This is a genomic window from Allosphingosinicella vermicomposti, assembly GCF_003012815.1.
GTDB lineage: Bacteria > Pseudomonadota > Alphaproteobacteria > Sphingomonadales > Sphingomonadaceae > Allosphingosinicella > Allosphingosinicella vermicomposti.
On record NZ_PXYJ01000001.1, the window covers coordinates 1,151,492 to 1,172,381 of the forward strand.

The 20,890-nt window shown below is 61.4% G+C and carries 18 protein-coding genes and 1 tRNA gene; 13 read left to right on the plus strand and 6 right to left on the minus strand.

The annotated features are described in order from the left end of the window. The first annotated feature begins 22 nt into the window (after window positions 1-22). From C7I56_RS05660 to C7I56_RS05680, 5 genes are all read left to right on the plus strand, one after another. Entirely contained in the window at window positions 23-604 is a 582-nt protein-coding gene (locus C7I56_RS05660; RefSeq protein ID WP_106639489.1) for an anthranilate synthase component II, read from the plus strand. A gap of 101 nt (window positions 605-705) precedes the next feature. Further along, window positions 706-1,380: a transcriptional repressor LexA gene (lexA, locus tag C7I56_RS05665; protein WP_106639490.1), complete on the plus strand. Its 675-nt coding sequence runs from the start codon at window positions 706-708 to the stop codon at window positions 1,378-1,380. 11 nt (window positions 1,381-1,391) lie between these two features. Then, on the plus strand, window positions 1,392-1,730 hold the full coding sequence (locus tag C7I56_RS05670; RefSeq protein WP_106639491.1) for a VOC family protein: 339 nt from the start codon (window positions 1,392-1,394) through the stop codon (window positions 1,728-1,730). 37 nt (window positions 1,731-1,767) lie between these two features. Continuing rightward, window positions 1,768-2,757, plus strand: coding sequence for a ketol-acid reductoisomerase (ilvC, locus tag C7I56_RS05675; RefSeq protein ID WP_106639669.1), 990 nt, complete (start codon window positions 1,768-1,770; stop codon window positions 2,755-2,757). 107 nt (window positions 2,758-2,864) lie between these two features. Beyond that, window positions 2,865-3,293 (plus strand): hypothetical protein, encoded by a 429-nt coding sequence (locus C7I56_RS05680; RefSeq protein ID WP_106639492.1) that lies wholly within the window; start codon window positions 2,865-2,867, stop codon window positions 3,291-3,293. Window positions 3,294-3,400: 107 nt separating this feature from the next. Here the strand turns inward: C7I56_RS05680 and mutL are convergent, their stop codons facing one another. Further along, complete coding sequence (mutL, locus tag C7I56_RS05685; RefSeq protein ID WP_106639493.1) at window positions 3,401-5,212, minus strand: DNA mismatch repair endonuclease MutL; 1,812 nt, start codon at window positions 5,210-5,212, stop codon at window positions 3,401-3,403. Window positions 5,213-5,362: 150 nt separating this feature from the next. Between mutL and C7I56_RS05690 the strand changes: the two genes are divergently transcribed. The 6 genes from C7I56_RS05690 (at window position 5,363) to C7I56_RS05715 (ending at window position 11,027) form a co-directional block, all read left to right on the plus strand. Further along, the gene (locus C7I56_RS05690) at window positions 5,363-6,403 is read left to right on the plus strand and encodes a rod shape-determining protein (protein ID WP_106639494.1); all 1,041 of its coding nucleotides are present in this window, start codon (window positions 5,363-5,365) and stop codon (window positions 6,401-6,403) included. Window positions 6,404-6,418: 15 nt separating this feature from the next. After that, window positions 6,419-7,324 carry a rod shape-determining protein MreC gene (mreC, locus tag C7I56_RS05695; RefSeq protein WP_106639495.1) on the plus strand — a complete coding sequence of 302 codons (906 nt, stop codon included), beginning with the start codon at window positions 6,419-6,421 and terminating at the stop codon, window positions 7,322-7,324. Further along, window positions 7,321-7,836, plus strand: a complete 516-nt coding sequence (locus C7I56_RS05700) for a rod shape-determining protein MreD (RefSeq protein WP_106639496.1) — start codon at window positions 7,321-7,323, stop codon at window positions 7,834-7,836. Before mreC ends, C7I56_RS05700 begins: the two co-directional genes overlap by 4 nt. Next, a complete protein-coding gene (mrdA, locus tag C7I56_RS05705; protein WP_106639497.1) occupies window positions 7,833-9,749 on the plus strand; it encodes a penicillin-binding protein 2 in 1,917 nt (638 codons plus the stop codon). The genes C7I56_RS05700 and mrdA overlap by 4 nt, the downstream gene beginning before the upstream one ends. Next, on the plus strand, window positions 9,749-10,864 hold the full coding sequence (rodA, locus tag C7I56_RS05710; protein WP_106639498.1) for a rod shape-determining protein RodA: 1,116 nt from the start codon (window positions 9,749-9,751) through the stop codon (window positions 10,862-10,864). Before mrdA ends, rodA begins: the two co-directional genes overlap by 1 nt. An 87-nt stretch (window positions 10,865-10,951) precedes the next feature. Further along, window positions 10,952-11,027: transfer RNA gene (locus C7I56_RS05715), tRNA-Lys, on the plus strand. A gap of 188 nt (window positions 11,028-11,215) precedes the next feature. Here C7I56_RS05715 and C7I56_RS05720 read toward each other — a convergent pair. Then, entirely contained in the window at window positions 11,216-12,106 is an 891-nt protein-coding gene (locus C7I56_RS05720; protein WP_106639499.1) for a DUF7687 domain-containing protein, read from the minus strand. Between C7I56_RS05720 and C7I56_RS05725 the strand changes: the two genes are divergently transcribed. Both C7I56_RS05725 and C7I56_RS05730 read left to right on the plus strand, forming a co-directional pair. Then, window positions 12,056-13,027: a DNA adenine methylase gene (locus C7I56_RS05725; RefSeq protein ID WP_106639670.1), complete on the plus strand. Its 972-nt coding sequence runs from the start codon at window positions 12,056-12,058 to the stop codon at window positions 13,025-13,027. The two genes, C7I56_RS05720 and C7I56_RS05725, sit on opposite strands and share 51 nt — an antisense overlap. Window positions 13,028-13,430: 403 nt before the next feature. Continuing rightward, window positions 13,431-13,679: a hypothetical protein gene (locus C7I56_RS05730; protein WP_106639500.1), complete on the plus strand. Its 249-nt coding sequence runs from the start codon at window positions 13,431-13,433 to the stop codon at window positions 13,677-13,679. A 90-nt stretch (window positions 13,680-13,769) separates the two neighbouring features. Here the strand turns inward: C7I56_RS05730 and C7I56_RS05735 are convergent, their stop codons facing one another. From C7I56_RS05735 to C7I56_RS05750, 4 genes are all read right to left on the minus strand, one after another. Then, a complete protein-coding gene (locus C7I56_RS05735) occupies window positions 13,770-14,513 on the minus strand; it encodes an energy transducer TonB (protein WP_207789941.1) in 744 nt (247 codons plus the stop codon). Between the two features lie 508 nt (window positions 14,514-15,021). Next, window positions 15,022-16,908: a hypothetical protein gene (locus C7I56_RS05740; RefSeq protein WP_106639502.1), complete on the minus strand. Its 1,887-nt coding sequence runs from the start codon at window positions 16,906-16,908 to the stop codon at window positions 15,022-15,024. Further along, window positions 16,901-19,381 carry an ATP-binding protein gene (locus tag C7I56_RS05745; RefSeq protein WP_106639503.1) on the minus strand — a complete coding sequence of 827 codons (2,481 nt, stop codon included), beginning with the start codon at window positions 19,379-19,381 and terminating at the stop codon, window positions 16,901-16,903. Before C7I56_RS05745 ends, C7I56_RS05740 begins: the two co-directional genes overlap by 8 nt. A gap of 4 nt (window positions 19,382-19,385) precedes the next feature. Continuing rightward, window positions 19,386-20,774: a TRM11 family methyltransferase gene (locus C7I56_RS05750; protein ID WP_158703007.1), complete on the minus strand. Its 1,389-nt coding sequence runs from the start codon at window positions 20,772-20,774 to the stop codon at window positions 19,386-19,388. Window positions 20,775-20,890 lie beyond the last annotated feature (116 nt).

Consider the following 20,890-nt stretch of genomic DNA (forward strand, 5'->3'; position numbering starts at 1 on the left):
CCCGCTTCGGGAGAGGGAACCGATGATCCTCGTCATCGACAATTACGACAGCTTCACCTGGAACCTCGTCCACTATCTGAAAGAGTTGGGCGCGGCGGTTCGGGTCGAGCGCAACGACGCCCTGACCGTGGCCGAGGCGATGGCGATCGAGGCGGATGCGACCCTGATCTCTCCTGGACCGGGCACACCGGATGAAGCAGGCATATCCCTCGACCTCATCGCTGCGGCCGCCGAAGCGCAGCGCCCCCTCCTCGGCGTCTGCCTCGGCCACCAGGGGATCGGGCAGCATTTCGGCGGCACGGTGGAGCGGTGTGTCCGGATCATGCATGGCAAGAGGTCGGCCATTGTTCATGAGGGGAGCGGTCTTTTCACCGGCCTGCCCTCCCCCTTCGCGGTCACTCGCTATCACTCGCTGAGCGTGGCGGACGAGAATTTCCCGGCGGACCTCCGCATCACCGCGCGTAGCGAAGACGGCGCGATCATGGCCCTCGTCCATCGCGGCTTACCGATCCACGGCGTCCAGTTTCATCCCGAGAGCATCGCCAGCGAGCATGGCCATGCGTTGCTTCGCAATTTCCTGCAGATAGCAAAGCAGGGAGGCTGATATTCCCTCCGGCCAATATGTTATGGTCATTCGTTTCGGCCTTGACAGGTTCTGAAGCGTTTCCTACACGTTCCCTGTTCGTTCCGAAGGAGTGCGGGCCGATGCTGACGCGCAAGCAACATGAACTGCTTTGTTATATTAACGATCACCTCTCGAAGACCGGCGTATCGCCGTCGTTTGAGGAGATGAAGGAAGCGCTGGAGCTGAAGTCCAAATCCGGCGTGCACCGCCTGATTTCGGCGCTGGAAGAACGCGGCTTCATTCGCCGCCTGCCCAACCGCGCCCGCGCACTCGATATTTTGAAGATGCCGGAGCGTTCGGCCGGTGCGGGTGCTGGCGCCACGACGATCCAGCCTGCGCCGCGCCAGAGGGTCGAAATTCCGGCGGCTGCGAACGACATTGTCGAGCTACCGCTGCACGGCAAGATCGCGGCGGGGACGCCGATCGAGGCGCTGCAAGGCACCGAGAGCCTGCCGGTGCCTGCCGCCCTACTCGGCCCGGGCGAACATTACGCGCTGGAAGTATCCGGGGATTCGATGGTTGAGGAAGGTATCCTCGACGGCGATTACGCGCTCATTCGCAAGACGGATATCGCGCGCGACGGGGAGATTGTGGTCGCCCTGATCGACAATGCCGAAGCGACTTTGAAAACGTTCCGCCGCGAAGGATCGATGGTTCGCCTCGATCCGGCCAATCGCCTTTACGATCCGCAACGTTACCGGCCGGATCAAGTCGTCGTTCAGGGCCGCCTCGCCGGCCTGCTCCGCCGCTATTAAGGGATTGGGTCATGGCGCGGATCAACTATGTCGAACTTCCCGTCCGCGATATCGGCACGGCAAAGACATTTTACGAAACGGCCTTCGGCTGGAGTCTTGCTGAGTTTGGGCCGACTTATGCGGCAACCACGACGGGCGATGTCGATCTTGGTATTCAGGGTGACCCCTCCGAAGTGACGTCCGCGCCTTTGCCAGTCATTGAAGTTCCGGATTTGGAAGCAGCCCTGCAGGCCGTGGCTGCGGCTGGCGGTATCATCACTCGATCCATTTTCGCCTTCCCGGGCGGGCGGCGCTTTCACTTCACCGATCCGGGCGGTAACGAACTGGCGGCGGTCAAGAGCGGCCACTAACCCGGTCATTTCCGGGAGCGAACCGGAAGGAATGCATATGCGGGTTTACCGGGATGCGGATGCGGATCTTGCCCTAATCCGGGGCAAGAAGGTCGCAATCATCGGTTATGGCAATCAAGGCCGCGCACAGGCACTCAACCTGAAGGATAGCGGCGTGGCCGAGCTGCGCATCGCCCTCAAGGCCGGATCGACACGTCGCGCGCAAGCGCAAGCGGATAGAACGGCCGTTGTGGAGCCGGACGAAGCGGCGCGCTGGGCCGACGTTATCGTAATTCTGACGCCGGACGAGCACCAGGGCGTGCTTTACGACGATTATCTCAAGGACAATATCAAGCCTGGCGCGGCACTGATTTTCGCCCATGGCCTCGCCATTCGGTTCGGGATTATCCGTCCGCGCTCCGATCTCGACGTGCTGCTGGTCGCTCCAAAGGGGCCGGGCACGGCGCTGCGCAATGATTATCTCGCCGGGAGCGGCCTCATCACCTTGTTCGCGGTCCATCAGGATCCGAGCGGGACTGGCCGGGCTGTGGCTTTATCCTACGCCGCCGCATTAGGAAGCGGGCGGAAGGGCATATTGGAGACCAGCTTCGCCGAAGAATGCGAAGCCGATCTCTTCAACGAACAAGCGGTGCTTTGGGGTGCGATCCCTGAGCTGATCCTTGCAGGCTATGACACGCTAACCGAAGCCGGATTCTCACCCGAAATCGCCTATTTCGAATGTCTCACCGAGGTGAAATTACTTGCCGATCTGCTGGTCGAGCGCGGCATTGCCGGCATGCGGGAGGCGATTTCGAATACGGCCGAATATGGCGCGCTGATCGGCGGCCCGCGGATCGTGACTGACGATACGCGCCGCGAAATGCGCCGCATTCTTGCCGAGGTACGAAAGGGCGATTTTGCGCAGCGGCTGGTTGCGGAGGCAAAGCAGGATTATCCTGGTCTGCGCGCGGCTCGCTCTGCCTCCGCAACTCATCCGATCGAGGCAGTTGCCGCCCGCATGCGCGCGCTTGCGGCTGGCGGCACCTAATCGCCGACGCCTGTTCCGCAGCCGTCATTATATTGCCCTAACGCAACACCCCTCAAGCCGTTCCTCACTATGCCTTCCCTTCCGGTTAAACCGGGCGGGAGAAAAAGATGACGATAGTGATGCTGGGGGTTGCATTGGCCGCGATGGGCCCCGCCACGTCCGAAGGGACTGCCACAATGGCGGACGGATCCAAATCACAAAAGATCCTGTTTCTTTCCGATAAGGCGGACGCGGCTGTTCCGCATGTTATGTTTGAAGCCGAACACGGCCTCGTTTCCAACGAAGCTCTGGTCGCGCTCACCGTCAATCGCGCGATGAGGAGCGATCCGGACTTCGCCACACCCGAGGCCTTGCGCAGCTCGGCCGGCTATCGCAGTGCGCCCATCCGCGACGCGGACAACAGCCACCTTGCCGGCGCGGGTTTCGTCACCCAGGATTGGGATAGCGGCGCCGACGCGCAGACCCAAGGTGCGACCAGCATGACCGCTCACTACAGCGTCTTTGGATCCACCCTGACCTTCACGACCGGCGACTAAAGCCTCCCAGCCGCAGTGAAGGCAGCGTGGTAACACGGCTATACCAGCAGGCGCGACAGCTGTGGGCAATCCAGCCCGATTGAGTCCCACCCCCTAAACGGCTCAGCTCATTTCCGGCCGAACAATTTCTCGATATCCGCATGGCCAAGCTTCACCCACGTCGGTCGGCCGTGATTGCATTGGCCGCTGTGGGGGGTGACTTCCATTTCGCGGAGAAGCGCGTTCATTTCTGCGACCGAGAGGATCCGGCCCGCGCGGACGGAGCCGTGGCAGGCCATGGTCGCGGCGACGTGGTCAAGCTTTTCCTTGAGTAACAGCGCTTCGTCGAAGGCAGCGAGTTCATCGGCGAGGTCGGTGACGAGACCCTGAATGTCACCCTGTCCCAGCATGGCTGGCGTGGCGCGGACGAGGACCGCGCGTGGGCCGAACCGCTCGAGATCCAGGCCCATTTCGGCAAGTTCGCCGGAGCGGGATTCGAGGCGATCGCAGGCCGGTTCGTCAAGCTCGACCACTTCGGGGAGGAGCAGGGTCTGGCGCGCCACGCCGCCATCTGCAACTGCCCTTCGCATGCGTTCAAGGACAAGGCGTTCGTGGGCGGCATGTTGATCGACGAGCACCAGACCGTCTTCCGCCTCCGCAACGATATAGGTGGCTGCCACTTGCCCGCGTGCGACGCCAAGAGGGAAACGAGCCGCTTCTGGCGCCGGCGCGACCGCCACTTCTGCGCGAGCCTGAGGCGCTGGGGTGTAAGCTTGATGGGAGTCCCAGACGCTGTGCTGATAGCTCCTCTCCCCTTCAGGGCGTTGGCCGAAGCGGGTGAAGGGCGCGGGGCCTGTCCGCGCGGTATTTCCCAATCCCAGCTCCTCTCCTGAAAGAAGGGGGCTTTCCGCCTGCCAATTCCCCAACGCCGCCGCCGAAGGCCGTTGCGCGCTTCGATGCCCCGCCGCGTCGAGGGCATGACGGAGGCCGCCGACGATGAGACCGCGTATGCCGCCGGGGTCGCGGAAGCGGACTTCGGTCTTCGCCGGATGGACGTTGACGTCCACTTCTTCGCCCGGAAGGTCGATGAACAAAGCAAGGATTGGATGGCGGTCGCGGGCGAGAAGATCCTGATAGGCGCCGCGCACCGCACCGATCAGCAGGCGATCCTTCACCGGGCGACCGTTCACGAACAGATATTGGTGATCGGCAATGCCGCGATTGAAGGTCGGCAGGCCCGCTACCCCGCCAAGCCGAACGCCGTGACGCTCATAGTCCACCGCGACGCTATTGTCGGCAAGGCCCCGGTCGGTCAGAGCGGCGACGCGGGCGGGTCGATCCTCGCCGGGCTGAACATGAAGGGCGCGGCGGCCCTCATGTTCCAGGGTAAAGCCGATATCGGGGCGCGCCATGGCGAGGCGTTTCACCACATCGACGCAGGCCGCATATTCGGACCGCGCGGACCGGAGGAATTTGCGGCGGGCAGGAACGCGGGCAAAGAGATCGGTGACGGTGATCCGGGTACCGGGGGGAAGCGCTGCCGGTCCCTCTTCCACCACCGCTCCATTGTCGATAATGCGCGACCAGCCATCGGCGCCGCGCACGCGGCTCTCCATGCGCAGACGGGCGACGCTGGCAATGGACGGCAGAGCCTCGCCCCGGAAGCCGAGAGTTGTAACCGCTTCGATCGCATCGTCGGGCAGTTTCGAGGTTGCGTGGCGCTGTAGGGCCAGCTGCATGCTCTCCGGGTCCATGCCGCAGCCGTCGTCGGAAACTTCCAGCAGGTCGATTCCGCCGCCCGACAGGGCGATAGCGATCCGCGTCGCGCCAGCGTCGATGGAATTTTCCACCAATTCTTTCAACGCGCTGGCTGGTCTTTCCACCACCTCACCGGCGGCGATACGATTTACCAGATGTTCGGGAAGTCGGCGTATTGACATGAATCAGCCTGTAGACGAAGCGAAGCCTTCCTGCGACCACGTTAACTGTTTTGTGGACGGGAGCCGTGGGGGCATCCTATAGAGCGGAACATCCGGGCCATCGGGGGCTTTTCCCGGGCGGCGCCATCTCATTGAGGCGAGAGCAAACCTATGTCCTTTCTGCGTTTCCTGAAGATCCCGTCACACGACATGGCGATCGACCTCGGCACGGCCAACACCGTGGTCTACGTTCGAGGCCGCGGCATCGTTTTGAACGAGCCGTCCGTGGTTGCCATCGAGACGATCAACGGCGTGAAGCGCGTGAAGGCTGTCGGTGACGACGCCAAGCTCATGATGGGCAAGACCCCGGACCAGATCGAAGCGATTCGCCCGCTTCGCGACGGCGTCATCGCCGACATCGATGTCGCCGAACAGATGATCAAGCACTTCATCCAGAAGGTGCACGGCAATCGCCGCTTCCCGCGCTGGCCGGAAATCGTGATCTGCGTGCCGTCGGGCTCGACATCGGTCGAGCGCCGCGCGATCCGCGACGCAGCCTCGAACGCAGGCGCTTCCCAGGTTTGGCTGATCGAGGAGCCGATGGCGGCCGCGATCGGCGCGGACATGCCGGTCACCGAACCGATCGGATCGATGGTTGTCGATATCGGCGGCGGCACCACCGAAGTCGCTGTTCTCTCGCTCCGCGGTCTTGCCTACACCACCTCGGTCCGCGTCGGCGGCGACAAGATGGACGAAGCGATCAGCTCCTATGTCCGCCGCAACCACAATCTCCTCATCGGTGAAGCCACGGCCGAGCGCATCAAGCAGCAGGTCGGCATCGCCAAGCCGCCCGTCGATGGCGACGGTCTCACCGTCCATATCAAGGGCCGAGATCTGGTGAACGGTGTGCCAAAGGAAATCACGATCAACCAGCGGCAGATCGCGGAAGCTTTGTCCGAACCGGTTGGCACGATCGTCGAAGGCGTCCGCATCGCGCTTGAAAATACCGCGCCGGAACTCGCCGCCGACATCGTCGACCAGGGCATCGTCCTTACTGGCGGCGGCGCTTTGCTGACCGGCCTTGACGAAGTGTTGCGCGACGAAACCGGCCTGCCGGTCACCATCGCGGACGATCCGCTCACCTGTGTCGCACTTGGAACCGGCCGCGCCCTGGAAGAGGAAATCTTCCGCGGCGTCCTGACCACCGCTTAATCAAAACGGAGGCGTATGGCGCCGCCCTCCACCCGGCGACCCGGCTTTTCCCGCCGGGCGCAATATGGACTGTTTATCGGCTATATCGTGGCCGTGGGCGGCGTGCTGCTCGCGGTTCTGCTGATGATCATCGCGACAGTGGACCCACGCGGCTTTTCGGCATTGCGGGGAGCCGCGCTCGATGTCACCGCCCCGATTTCAGGCGCGGGGCGGAGCGCGGTCCGCTTCGTCGGCAATGCGGTTGACGGGATCGGCGACTATTTCTTCGCGGCGTCGAAAAATGCCGCAATGCGCCGCGAATTGGATGCAACCCGGCAGAAACTGGTCGAAGCCCGCGCCATCGAGGCTGAAAATCAGCGGCTCCAGGCCCTGCTCGACGTTACCCAGGATACCGCCGCCCGGGTAGCAACCGCGCGCATCGTGGGGTCGAGTTTCGACAGCAGCCGCCGCCTCGCCACGCTTTCCGCCGGATCGTCCAAAGGCATCGCATCGGGAATGCCGGTGCGCGGACCGGAGGGATTGATCGGCCGCGTGATCGAGACGGGCCGCTTCGCTTCCCGCATCCTGCTGGTTTCCGATGGGTCGAGCAACATTCCGGTGCAACTGATCCGCAGCGGCATCCCCGCAATTGCCACCGGTCGGGGGGATGGCACGATCGAGATCAAACCGCTGGAAGTGGGTAAAAACCCCTTCCGCAAGGGCGATATCCTGGTGACGTCTGGGACAGGCGGCATTTTCCCCCCCAACATCCCGGTGGCCATGGTCGTTCGCGCGGACCGCGATATCACCGTGGCCCGCCCGCTCGCCGATCCGGCAAAAATCGACTTCGCGTTGGTAATGCGCGTCTATCAACCCGCCGCCGACGCTCCGATCGAGGGGAGTGATGCACTTGCCGACGCCCCCGTCGAGGCGCCCCGGTGAAGCGCATTGCCTATTCTCGCCGCGATGTCGCCATCGCCCAAGCGCGGCACCGCTACATTCCCATCGTCACCACCATCCTCGCCATACTGATCGCGGCTTTGCCGATCGTCGTTTCGAGCCCGATCATTCCGGATTTCGCTTTCCTGGTCCTGATTTCCTGGCGGTTGCTGCGGCCGGAAATGTGGAGCGCGCATATCGCCCTCCCCCTCGGCCTCCTCAACGATCTGGTCGATGGCCATCCGATCGGCCAATCCATGGCCCTTTGGACGATTACCTTCCTCGCCTTCGACATTATCGACAGCCGCATCCATTGGCGCGACTATTGGATGGATTGGCTGATCGCCGCGCTCGCCATTGCCGGTTATGTCTTTGGCGGTTGGGCCATTGCACGGATGATGGGTGACAATACGGCTATCGGAGTGATCCTGCCGCAACTGGCGCTCACCATCTTCTTCTATCCCGTCGTGGCGCGGATCGTCCTCGCCCTCGACCGCTGGCGGCTTGCACGATGAGACGGCGCGGAAAGCCCCTGATCACCGAAAACTCGCAGAGCTTCACCTTCACGCGCCGCGCGATGGTGATTGGTGGTTTGCAGGCCAGCGTTGCGGCGCTTCTTGCCGGCCGGGTCAGCTGGCTCGCCATCGCGGAGAATGACCGCTACAAATTGATGTCGGAGGAAAACCGGTTCCAGATGGTGCTGGTGCCGCCGCGTCGGGGGTGGATCGTCGACCGTAACGGCCAGCCGATCGCCATCAACCGCAGCGATTATCGCGTCGACCTCATCCCCGACCAGATCCAGAATGCAGAGCAGGTCATCCGCGAGCTCACCACCATCCTTCAACTTCCGCCCGAAGAAGTGGAGCGCATCCGCAAGGAGCTGGATCAGGCCGCGGGATACCAGCCCGTACCGGTTGCCGAAAACCTGCCCTTTGACAAATATGCCGCTGTTACCGTGCGGCAGCCGGAGCTGCCCGGTGTGGCTCCGCTGCGGGGCTTCAGCCGCTTTTATCCCGAAGGCGCTGCCGTCGGCCATCTCGTCGGCTATGTCGGCGCGGCGAACAAGGAGGAATATGAGGCGGCGGGCAAGGATCCCTTGCTCATCACGCCGGGCTTCAAGATCGGCAAGGAAGGTCTTGAGAAGACGATGGAAAGCCGGATGCGCGGCACGCCCGGTGCCAAGCGGCTGGAAGTCACGGCGGGCGGCAAGCTGGTTCGCGAATTGGCTTCGCTTCCCGACAAGAGCGGTGGAAGCCTGCCGCTCACCATCGATGCCGGGCTTCAAGCCTATGCCGCGCGGCGGCTAGGCAATGAATCGGGCTCGTGCATCGTGCTCGACTGCCATACGGGCGAGATCCTCTGCATGGCATCGATGCCCTGCTACGATCCCAATACCTTCTCCGACGGCATCAGCCACAATGAATGGAACATGCTGTCGAAGGATGAACGGCATCCGCTGATCAACAAGTCGCTAAACGCCCTTTATCCGCCCGGCTCCACCTTCAAGCCGATGGTAGCGATGGCCCTTCTCCAGGCTGGCGTCGATCCGGACGAGATCGTGAATTGCCCAGGTGGATATCAGCTCGGCAACCGTTTCTATCGCTGTCTCGGGCGGCACGGCGGCATGAACTTGCATCGTGCCATCGCGAAGAGCTGCAATACCTATTTCTACGCTATGGGGCGGCGCGTCGGCATCGAAGCGATCGCGGATATGGGCCGCAAATTAAGCTTCGGGCAGAAATTCGACTTGCCGGTCGTATCGCAAAGCTTCGGCACCATGCCCGACACGGCCTGGAAGATGCGCCGGTACAAGCAGGAATGGTCGCAATCCGACACGCTGAACGCCTCGATCGGCCAGGGTTATGTGATCGTCAATCCGCTCCAGCTTGCCGTCATGGCGGGCCGCGTTGCATCGGGCCGTGACATTCAGCCTCGCCTTGTGAAGGGGCAATATCCGGCCCCATCCATGCTGCCCTTTCCCAAGGAGCATTTCGAGGCGGTGCGCGGCGGCATGTGGGAAGTGGTGAATGGCAACGGCACGGCGGGACGCAGCCGCCTGGAGCTTCCCGGGATCGAAATGGGCGGCAAGACCGGCACCGCGCAGGTGCGCCGTATCACCGGCAGCCAGCGTGGCCAGAGCGGGGAGTGGAAATATCGCGATCACGGCCTGTTCGTCTGCTTCGCGCCGACCGCCAATCCGCGCTATGCCGCGTCCGTGGTGATCGAGCACGGCATGGGCGGATCGAAGGCTGCAGCCCCGGTCGCGAAGGATGTGCTCACATATCTGTTTGACAAGAACAAGGCGATGGCGGCCCTGACGGCGCTTGAGGGAGGCTGGGGCGGCGACATCAAGACGCGCATGGATCGGCAGGCCGCCGCATGGCTCGCCGCGCAAGGCCGGCCTACTGCCCCGGACGGTGGCGCCTGATGGGCCCATCCTTCATTCCTGCCGCGGTCGCGCGGCAATCGTGGCAAGCCATCTTCCTTGCCGCGGCAATTGCCTTGTCCGGCGGGCTCGTTCTCTATTCGGTGGGCGGCGGTTCGTTTTCGCCTTGGGCGCTGAGCCACGTCATCCGCTTCGGCACCTTCCTCGCGATGGCGCTCGTCATCTCCTATATCAGTCCGAAGCAGATGAAGCCCTTCATCTTCCCGGCTTATATCGGGGTCATCTTCCTGCTCATTCTGGTGCAGGTGCTGGGCGTGATCGGCGGGGGGGCGCGAAGCTGGCTCAATCTCGGCTTCATCGTCCTCCAACCATCCGAGCTGATGAAACCGGTTATCGTTCTGGTACTCGCCCGCTTCTACGATCTGCTCCCCGCCGGGCAGATTCGCACTTGGTCGGCTATTTGGCCCGCCGCCGCGCTGACCGGCGTTCCAACGCTGATGATCCTCATCCAGCCTGATCTTGGAACGGCGACGCTCGTCGTGTTTTCCGCGATCGTCGTGATGTTTCTCGCAGGCCTGCCGCTGCGCCTTTTCCTAGGCGGGCTGGCGGTCGTGGCAACGATCATCCCCTTCGCTTACTTCTTCCTGATGCTTCCGCACCAGCAAAAGCGAGTCACCATCTTCCTCGATCCCGAAACCGATCCGCTGGGCGCCGGCTATCATATCAGCCAGTCGCAGATTGCGATCGGATCGGGCGGCATATTCGGCAAGGGCTTTCTGAACGGCACGCAAAGTCATCTGAAATACCTCCCCGAAGTCCATACCGACTTCATCTTCCCGGCCATGGTTGAAGAATGGGGCCTGGTCGGCGGCCTGTTTCTGATCCTCTGCTTCTTCCTGCTGCTCCGCTGGGGCATGCGCGTGGCGCTCAATACCAAGCCGCGTTTCGACCGGCTGGTTGCGGCGGGCCTCACCACCACGATCTTCTTCTACGTGGCGATCAACCTCATGATGGTGATGGGCCTCGCCCCGGTAGTCGGCATCCCCCTGCCCCTCTTCTCTCACGGCGGATCGGCCATGCTGACGGTGATGATCTCGCTCGGCATTTTGATGTCGATCGACCGAAATAATCGAAAGAAGCAACAAAGGCTGGTTTAAGCCATTGCATCGCATATCCGCCCATGCTAGCGGGCACGCCTCGCCGGATGGAACCAATACCAATCCCCGGCCTTTGCCTTAAGGCATGGACGCATAGCTCAGTTGGTAGAGCAGCTGACTCTTAATCAGCGGGTCCTAGGTTCGAGCCCTAGTGCGTCCACCACCCTTTCCCCCGAAAAACAACAGCTTAAAGGCTGCCGGGCCACGGCTTTTGTGGCCGCCGCCGCGCTCGTAAGTCTCCCGTAAGCAAAAAGCTGGGGATAAACCCAGCAGCCGCCTCCGTACGCCGCTTTTAAGGTAGCGCAGGGCTGATACCACTCACATACCGCAGTCGTGGGAAGTGATCTGACCTTACAGAATAGCGGTGTCATTGGGCAGCACAACTTTGGCTGCCGCTTGCCGCTCCTTGGTCTTTTCAACCCAGCTCGCCACCATTGCGGGCAGACGCTCCTCGATTTCCCTGCCGAAAAGGATTTCGTCGACGTACCCCATGTGGAGCATATCTATCATCCTACACAGATAGGAGCGCCCGCACTCCCACCACGTGTAATGAGCGTCAGCAATGAGAACATGCTCGACCTCGACGCCAGTCTCCAGCCGCATCTCCTCCAACTCCATGCCGTCCAGCAGGGTTTCGTAGACACCGTCGGCCACGCGGCTGCCGAACGTAGTGGTGTGATAATACTCCTTTATCTCCCACACCGCGACCGGATTGACGGCAGATGGGAACGCTCCATCAATTCGCCGTGCCAGAGTTCGAAGCGGCATCCCGTCTCGGGTGACTGTCGTGAGCTGTCGCGGATCGTGGTCATAGTCCATGCCTTGAGCATTTGCTTCAATCAGCATGTTCACCATCGCGGTCAGATACGCGACCTGCTTCTTTTCACCCTTCTGCTTATTCATTGCTGCTGGAAGTTTGTATTCTCCGCTAGCCAGCAGGCGCTCATACATCGCTTGGGCGGCGATTTTGTCCATAAGCTGGTGCTGAACAGTGTTGTTCAGAATGTCCGCGCGATAGGCGAAGTATGCGAGGAGCGTTCTCGCGAAGGCGGTGGATTGGCCCTGTTCGACCAAGTGGTGGCTATGAAGGCCGAGCTTCTTCATGCCATCTACTATATCGTCGAGCGTCGGCACCTTTATGCTGCCGGTACCCCGTGCCGTATACCCTAATGTTTGAGATAGAGACCGGACATGCGCCCAAAACCCCTTGTCGAGAGCTTTGAAGTGGTTGTTCCCCTGCACGAATCACTTACCCCCGAAGTTCGGCCAAGCGAACCTCGTTACGTGCAGCAGGCACTGCCGCTCAATAGGCACGACGACGGCCTGCCACCACTCAAGGGTCAGCTCCTCAAATGGATCGGCAACAAGCAGAAGTTCGCGAAAGAGATCATTTCGTACCTGCCCAAGGACTTCGGTGCATACCACGAGCCTTTTCTGGGAAGTGGGGCTGTGCTCGCACACCTAGCCCCCAGCCGAGGTGTGGCATCGGACATCTTCAAGCCGCTCGTGGAGATCTGGCAGCAGCTTCACAACGATACTGAGGAGCTGATTCGTTGGTACGCTGACCGCCACGCTCTGGTGGCGACCATGGGCAAGGAGGCGGCTTATGAGAAGGTGAAGGCTTCTTATAATGCTGGTCCAAACGGGGCTGATCTGCTGTTTCTATCCCGCGTCTGCTACGGCGGGGTGGTGCGGTTTCGGAAGGCCGACGGCTACATGAGCACCCCCTGTGGCCCACACAAACCGATGTCCCCGGAGAGCTTCGCTGAACGAGCGCGCGTCTGGGCGGCTCGCACGCGATCTGTCGAGTTCCTGCACGCGGATTTCGAAGAGACGATGAGACGAGCGCAGGCCGGAGACGTATGCTATCTGGACCCGCCGTATGCTGACAGCCAGGCGATCCTATATGGCGCCCAACGGTTCAGCTTAAACCGATTGTTTGAAGTAGTAGAGGACTGCAAAAGACGCGGTGTGCGGGTCGCACTTAGTCTCGATGGGACCAAGAAGTCCGGGGACAAAAAAGTAGCGCTACCGATTCCTCATGGATTGTTCGAGCGCGAAGTGTACGTCCAGATCGGTCGATCTATGCTGCGGCGGTTTCAGATGGACGGACAAAGCCTAGAGGCTGAGCTTGTTACCGATCGCCTGCTCCTCACCTACTAGCTCGGCACGAGTGTGAACGCCAGCCTCTGTCGGTCACAGGCTTTTATCTCAACCAGGGTCGCATATATTCGTCAGCAAGCATCGCGTGGACCTTCGCGGCCTTGGGGTGAGTAGCACGCGCCGCCGCAGTCACCTCCTCTAGGCATCGGCGCGCGTAGTATTCAACGTCAGACTCGACCACAGTCACACTCCACTCGCGTTCATTGAGCCAACAGGAGCTAAGTATCAATAAGCGGCACCTGCTCTGCGCTTACGACGCTCTTCCGCATCCGAGGCCGCGGCTGGATTACCATGGCGACAGGCATCTAGCACCAGAGCTGTCCTGATTGGATGTTTGATGCGCCCAGCGACGCCCCCTGCTTGGCTGCTTCAGCAGGAGGTTCGCATGGTAAGATGGCCAGAAATGGACAACCCAGAGTTTCTCGAATTTCTTACAGAGGTCGGCAGTTCTGAAATGCTCGTCCGCATCGCGCGCGAAACTGCGGAGGACGATCTAATTGAGAGCATCAACGGCGACCAATTTCGCGCGTGGAAAGAAGCGCAGTACGACCGACTGGTACGCGCAGCGCTTGTCAAAACACTCCAGAAGCCGTTCCGCGAACCGGGGGTAGACCCTGCCATTATATTGTTGCCCGGCGATTTGCAGGACTGAGGACAGGCCCCCAATCGAAGGAGCGAGGCACCGAAAGTAGCGCTAGAAGCGGAGGAGCATGCCCCCCCCCCCCCGACGCTGCGCACGTGGTCAATCGATGACACTGAGACGCAGATGAGTCGTGGATGGAACTAGGCGGCCATCCGCAAACGCAGGGCGGTAGCGCATCAGCAACCGAGCCTTTCTACAGATCGCCTGGTCGGCCCCCTCATTTCCTATGCTGGATACAACGTCGCAGGCGCTTACTAGCCCTTCCTGTGACACTGTCAGCGCCGCATCGAAGGTGCCCCGAATGCCATAAGTGCCTTCGAGAAGAGCGTCTGTGCTAACCGGGGCGAATAATCTAGGTCCGGAGTTGACAGGGGCTTTGGTGTTGCGGTGAACTAGCGCGCCATCCTCAAGCTCTTCTTCGTCAGTAAGCAAGGCATGGCGCTTGGCTTGGGCGCGCTGAAGACTCCATGTCTGCGCCGTGTCCATATTCATTTTCAGTAAGGTGGCTTGTTCCGCCTGGCCTTTGCACGTTCGCCATGCCCTGGTCTCGTTCAGCTTCTTGATACCAGACTCCCGCATACGCACTGCGGTGTTCCGCGCTTCACCCTCGAGTCCCGCGATCACTTTGTTGAAGTTGGCTGTACTCAAGCACGCACTATTAAGGCTGGCATCAGCGAGCGCGTCGATCATCGAGCGATGGGCAGTTACCAGTTGGTCCAACCTGCTTGTGTAGAAGCGGCTGATTGGCTCAGAAAAAGCAGCGTGGTGACAAAAGAATGCCGCACCTATCAGAAGACGAAGGCATCCTCCTAAACTGATTGTTCGCGCTGATTTCGATCTCATGTGTCCGCTCCACCTTGAAAATGGAGCGTCCCGGTCAAAGCCGGGTGTTGGAATCCCCGCGCATAGCTCAGGGCACCGCTACCTTTGGGCGCGAGCCTTGGACATACGCAGCGGTCACCCGGCCGAGAAATTCGACCGAGCTATGCGTCAAGGGGATTCCACGCCCCACGTCCGGAGTTTGCCGGACGCGCACACTGCTTGCCACGATGTTAGGAGGCAATTCAAGGAGTGCCCGCGGACATTCGGCCGTTTGCACGCTGGGGCCGCGATGGGGGCGGAAGCCGGCTAGGTGCGACCTCTGGGGAGCGGGAGAGGCTTCGTCGAGCTTCTTCATGCCGTGCCCAGTAGACACCGCCGCGGCCATCGTTTTCTCAGCGTCTATACGACGTCGGGTGGGCTTCCAGGCGGGGACGACATGGCGGGCCATCCGATCGGGTTGGGCCCAAGGTTCGGGTACCGCCCCCTTCGGGTCGTCAGTCGATCTGCTTCAGGAAGCACATACCGTCCGTCAACCGGCACGCGAGTAGTCGTGTTCGTAGGCGTCGCGAGCCAAGAACCGACTGTAGGCGTTCAAGAGTGAGGTCGCTAGGGGATCGCGGATCCGGCCGCGCCGACGGATCGGATAGCTGTAGGCACCCTTATCATAGGCGCCATACTTGACGAACCCCTTCTTGGGCGACGCCCGCGGGACGACCGCGGCGGCCAGAAGGTCGGCGACCGCATCCTTGTGCGCCTTTCGCGCATCCTCGATCTGCCTGCTCACCTTGCCGAAATGCGCCCTCAGCTTGCCCTCACGCTTCTCCCACGACCTACTGGGAAGGCTCAGGTCCGGATCGGCCTCGGCGCCGAGCTGGCAGGCGCCGTCCTTGTTCAATACGGCGAGGTCCAGCACATGCAGGTTGGCGGGTGTGGCGTCGGCCAACAGGACCGCGGCGGATTGCGCGCCATTGTGGTCGTAATGATCAAGCGAGAAGGTCAAGCCATCCTTCATCGCCGCTTCAACGCCTAACTCCCGGGTGCGCAGCGGCGCGAGAACAGCGACCTTGAAGTTGTCTTCGCGCGCCCGCTCGCCATTGCTGCGGACCATCAGGTCGCAGGGTTGAGCGATCAGTACCCAGAGCTTGAGATTGGCCCCCTCCCCGATCTCAAACAAGTCGCCGTTCCGCAACGGGTCGTTATAGCCGTTGACCAGCTCATCGCTCTCGTAGAGCTCTTCCCACCGCAACTTGTGCAGCCGCTCCTGCGAGGTGGCCGACAGCTCACGGCCGATGTCGGCGATGTCCTTTACGGTCCGCGCTGCGGCCGAAAAATCGCTCACCCTAGCCTGCTGCAGGATCTGGGTCTTCACCTGGTCCTTTTGGATGATCCCATACAGGCGGATCAATGTCTCCAGTTCCGAGACTCCCTCCGTCTCAGACGATTTCACGATCATGTGCTCGAAATCGATCGGATCAAGATCCGAGAATCGTTCAAGGGCGTCTTCCAGCGCTTTCTCGAAGGCGTCGGCCGCCAGATTCTTCATTGTCTGGCTGTAGGTGTTGATCAGGGTCCGATAGACGGCGCCGTAAAAGGTTGGCGCGTCGTCCAAGGTGGCCTTGGCGATCGGCATGAAGAACCGAAGGTCCAACTTCTCGGACTTCTCCAGCCTACGCCAGGAAGCCACCTCCTCGTCCTTGTCGACGGTGTGGGTCAGCATTCCGCAGAACCAGCGCGTGCCGAACCCGGCCCGCTCCTTCTCAGCCATGTCGCGAATGATGTCCGAACCTTTATGGAAACCCAGGCCGGCGTCATCGACCTCAAGTTCCTGGTCGAACAGGAAGAGTGTCCGACGCTCCTCAGTACATTCTGCGATCAAGGCGGCCCGCCGCTCATACCATGCCTGGGGCGTCAGCAGATGCGCCGTCGTTTCGTCGGGTAGGAGATCCTGGAGCCGCCCCAGGGCCTCGCGTTCCGCGGCGTCCTCGCTTTGGGCGGAGAGCACTGCGCGAAGCTCCGCCAGCTTATCGCCGTCGAGTTCCGCCAGTCGTGCCGCTAGCTGCTCCTGCAGCGCATCATTTTCCAGGTTCAATAAGACGCCGACGAAAAACGGAGCTAGCGCCTCGCTCGCTTCGGGTTTCGCCGCCAGGGCCTTGATGACTGCGCCCGCGTCGGTCTGAAGTTCGGCCTTGTCATCGACGAAAACGATCTTAGCGATCTTCAGATGGGCGAAGAGCTGGGCAAGCTTGCTGCGCGCGTCATCCCCCTCCGGCGCCACCGCCTCGGCGGCCGGCTGCGAGGGTGACGTTGTCACTGCAAAAACCGTGTCGCCGGCTGCAACAGACTCTGGCGTGACGAGATTGAGCGCAGCAGGCGCCGGGGTTACGTTGGGCGCCTTCGGCTTGGGTTCGTTAGCCATCGATAATCCCTGAGAGATCCAACTCGAAGATGTATCGGCGGTCTTGGGGGTTGCGATCACTTAGCAGAGCGATGCTGCAGCCCATAGACTCCAAAATCTGGGCGCTTATGAACAAGCCAAGACCCCGCCCCTCGTCTTTTGGTTTCAAGGTGATGAAGGGCTCGAACAGGACGTCCTCGACGGCCGGGTCCACTCCGCCGGCGTTGTCCCAGACACGAAGCCGGGGCGCGGCGTAGGCGATCGAGAGCTTGGGGCGGAAGGCCTTGTCGCGGGATTGAACTTCGGCAAGCCAGTACTCGGCGTTCAGCAGAACATTGTCGATGACCTGCGTAAGTCGCCCTCGATTGGTCTTCACGGCAAAATCGACGCTGCCCGCCTCGATTTCCGTTTCGATACCGCAGTTGGTCCAACGGTCGGCGAAGTGTTCGCGAATTTGATCGACGAGGCCGCCGACCTTGAATCTCTCGATCTTATCGCGCTGATAGCGCAGTGACGGCGACAGATGGCCGATCTGCCGACGAAGCGCTGAGGCTGCGGCGGTCACGTCCTGACCCAGGACCAACAAGTCGGCGTTCGGGGGTGACGCTTTGCGCGCGCGAGCAATTGCGGCTGCGGCCTTCTGCATTAGCCGGTCGGTCTGGTTCTGCACCTCGTGTGATAGCGCTTCCGCGAGTAGGCCAAGACCGGCAAGTTCGGAGAAATCCTGGAGCTGGTCATTCAGCACGTCGAGCCGCGGCGACAATGTCCCCACTATGTCGGCGAGATCCTTGGCCTCTTCGGCGTAGCCCGAAAGTTGGCCGAACAGCGCCTGAGAGGCTTCAAGCGCCTGATTGGCTTCGGTCAACAAGTCGGCAAGTTCGCGCTCCGCCGCGCTCGATAAAATCGGGGCCTGTTTGATCCTGCTCGTAACCGCCGCGATCTTGCTGCGGGCAGCAGTGGTATTGGCCTCCAGCGCCTGTGCGGAACGGCTGTAGGTGGACAGTCGGCGGGCCACAACTTCGGCGTCGGCAATCGCCTTACGGCCGCCCTCGAAGGGCTTAGAGCGCGCGGGTAGATCAGCCTTGTAGGTGTTGAAGTTGCGTCGCGTCCATTCGTAGAAGCCGCCGATGACCTCAACAGTTTGCATCATCAAGCGCCGGAAATTGTGGGAATAGGGATTGGCGACGAAGCCTTCACGATCGGTCTTTTCTTTTAGGTTGCCGTTAGCGGCTTCGCTTATCGAGACGAACCCTAGGACGTTCTGCGGACGCAGACCGTAGTAGGATGTTGCGCTCGTCTGCTGAGCGCTGAGCCGCAGCCAATCCTCGCCATTCAGCCCATAGGGCTTAATGGCGAATCCGTCGCGAAACACCTTGATGCCCGCGTGGAGCTGGACGATCTGGCGCACTTCGTGGGCGTTGGCTAAGCCGCCAAGCTTGGCGCCAACCTCGTCGCCGCGGAGCAGGAACTCGTCGATCTCAGCGTGGAACGGGCCGGGATCGGCGACAATGGCGTCGCCATCGCCTTCCCCCGGAACCGTCTCGACCTTCGCAAGGGACGACAGCGGCAGACGGTATCTGAACTCTAGGAAATAGTTCGGATCGTCGCTGTAGTTAAACTCTACCGGCGCTTTGCGAGCCTTCAGATACTCATAGAACGCGCGGCCATTGTCGCGGGCCAACAGTTGGTCGAACGAGTCCTGGTCCTGATTGCCACGGAGCTTCACAAGCCGGAACTTGCCCCTGAGGTCCATCTGCCCGTCGACGAAGTCGACTACAAACTTGGCGACGGCCGCGCCGCGCACCTTGGTGGAGACCTGGCCAAGGTCGATCGGCCGGCCATCAATGCGCAGCGTCACTAGGAACGGCCGGGCCTCAGCGAACGGTGAGATGATCTGGGAGAGGTCAGCGATCAGCTTTTCCACGGCGCCGCCGCGCCAGACATCTGGATTGCGCAAGTCCGAGATGACCAGCATCGTGCCCTTCGCCCGGCCAGTGGCCGCTGGCTCAATGGTCACCGGTACCTCGCTGAGACTCTTATCGTCGGTAAAGGCGTTCCAAGCGAAAGCGACGTGCTGCGTCGCAGCCTGACCGTCCTTGCGCGTATATAGTTCCAGGTTCTGCCCTAGTTTCTGGGTGCTGAGCCGCCCCAAGCCTTTGTCGCCGAGGGGGGTGCGCCCCTTGGGCGTCACGCCTCCGGCCGCCTTCAAAACGCGCTTCCCCGACAGCGAGATCATCAGCCAGCCGCGCTCGATATCATCCCGGTCCATACCCATGCCGTCATCTTCGATAGTGATGTAGCCGACGGCGTTTGGGAATTTACCCTGCTCGCCAGGATGCGAGTCCACGGTATTGACCACCACGTGGGCGTAGTCGGCGTCCGCGTCATAGGCGTTCTTGACCAATTCGACGATGGCGGTGACCTCGTCGGAGACCAGCTCGTCCCCCAGCTGGCGCACGACCGCTGCGCTGATATCGAAGTGTGGACCAACCATGCGACTAGCTCTCGACTTTGCGGGCTAGGAGGATCTTTTCCTCCCGCATGGTCGCCGAGCTCGCGTTTCGATCCGGCATGCGCTTGTGATGGATGCGCCGGGTCAGGGTGGTCACCACCTTGCAGTTCAAGCCCTCCAGCAGCTCGCCGAGCACCAGATTGGTAGGCACCTGCTGACCAGCGATATTGCGATTGCCAACCGTCCAGATCATGTAGCTGTCGGGCTTCATGACCCCAACGATGCTGTCGAGGCTGGCGCCGAAATCGCGATAGAAGCGAATAAGTCGGCTGCGGCCGTCATCGGGCTTGGCCGGCAAGCCATCGGCGAAGCGCTTCAATTTGGGCGACGCTTCCAGGAGCTTGGCCTCGTCCCAGGCCGCATTCCCGGAGGCCCCGCCTAGGCTGCGCCGATCGATCTCTTGGGTGGTGCGCAAGGTTGCAATGTCGGCCGCAGGGTCGATATCCTTGAAGTCGATCCAGTGCAGCGGAAGATAGGAGTGCTGGCCGTAGGTGACCGTCGTTAGATTGTCGCCATAGGGCGGCGAGGTCATCAGGAGGTCGAAGGGCGCTGCATCGCTCCAGTAGTCCAAGACCTGCCGTGTATCGCCGACGCGGACCTCCGTCTCGCCGACATATTTGAAGGCCTTGATCTGCTTCGCCTCGCCCAGCCGGCGCCTAAAGGTGGAGAAGCTCGATGCGTTCTCTCGGGCGAGTTCACCAAACACCGCGATCGGCGAGAGCGCACGCTTAGCGATCTCCTCAGCGGGACGGGCATGCAGCTTATAGGTTGAGGTGCGGTCGTTGCTGGTCAGTCGGACGGTCTCGGCCAGGGTCACCCATAGGAACCGGCGCACCCAGAGGTTGTCGCACGTGCGAATGGCCCGTCGCAGCCGCGACAGCTCTACCGCCACTTCTGGCTGAAACCACTTTTCACGGTTGGCCATCGCGGTTTCAATGGTTTTGCGGCCATCGGCCTTGGCCGTTGCGGCCACCTGTTCAGCGATGGCTCCGATGGAAAATTCTATGGTCCGGGCCGTCCGGACCCGGCTGATCAGCACCGCAAGGGGATTGATGTCGTTGCCGTAGACATCGAGCCCAAAGTGCATACCGCTGACCAGCGAGGTGCCCGAGCCTAGGAACGGGTCGTAGATCGACCGGACATCTGGCCGCGCTTCCAACACGGCCTCAAGGAGTCGGCGCTGGACTAGCGGGACCATCATCGCCGGATACTGGAAGATGCGGTGAGCGCTATCGCTGCGGTCGCGATCCTTCAGGGACCAGAAGTCTGGGTCGGCGCCTTTGGTCTCCAGTAGCTTCAGTAGTTCGGCGTCGACGTCTTCCTGCGTGCGGACAGCTGGTCTGAGAGCGTCGCATTGCGCTAAAGGAGTCATCAAGCGCTCGTCCTGAAGTCAGCCCGGGTCACCCCGTGGGCGATGATCGCGAATATCGGGATAACCTTGCCAGACCTCCGGCCTCCACCCCTTAGGGCCTGACGATAGCGGCATAGTTT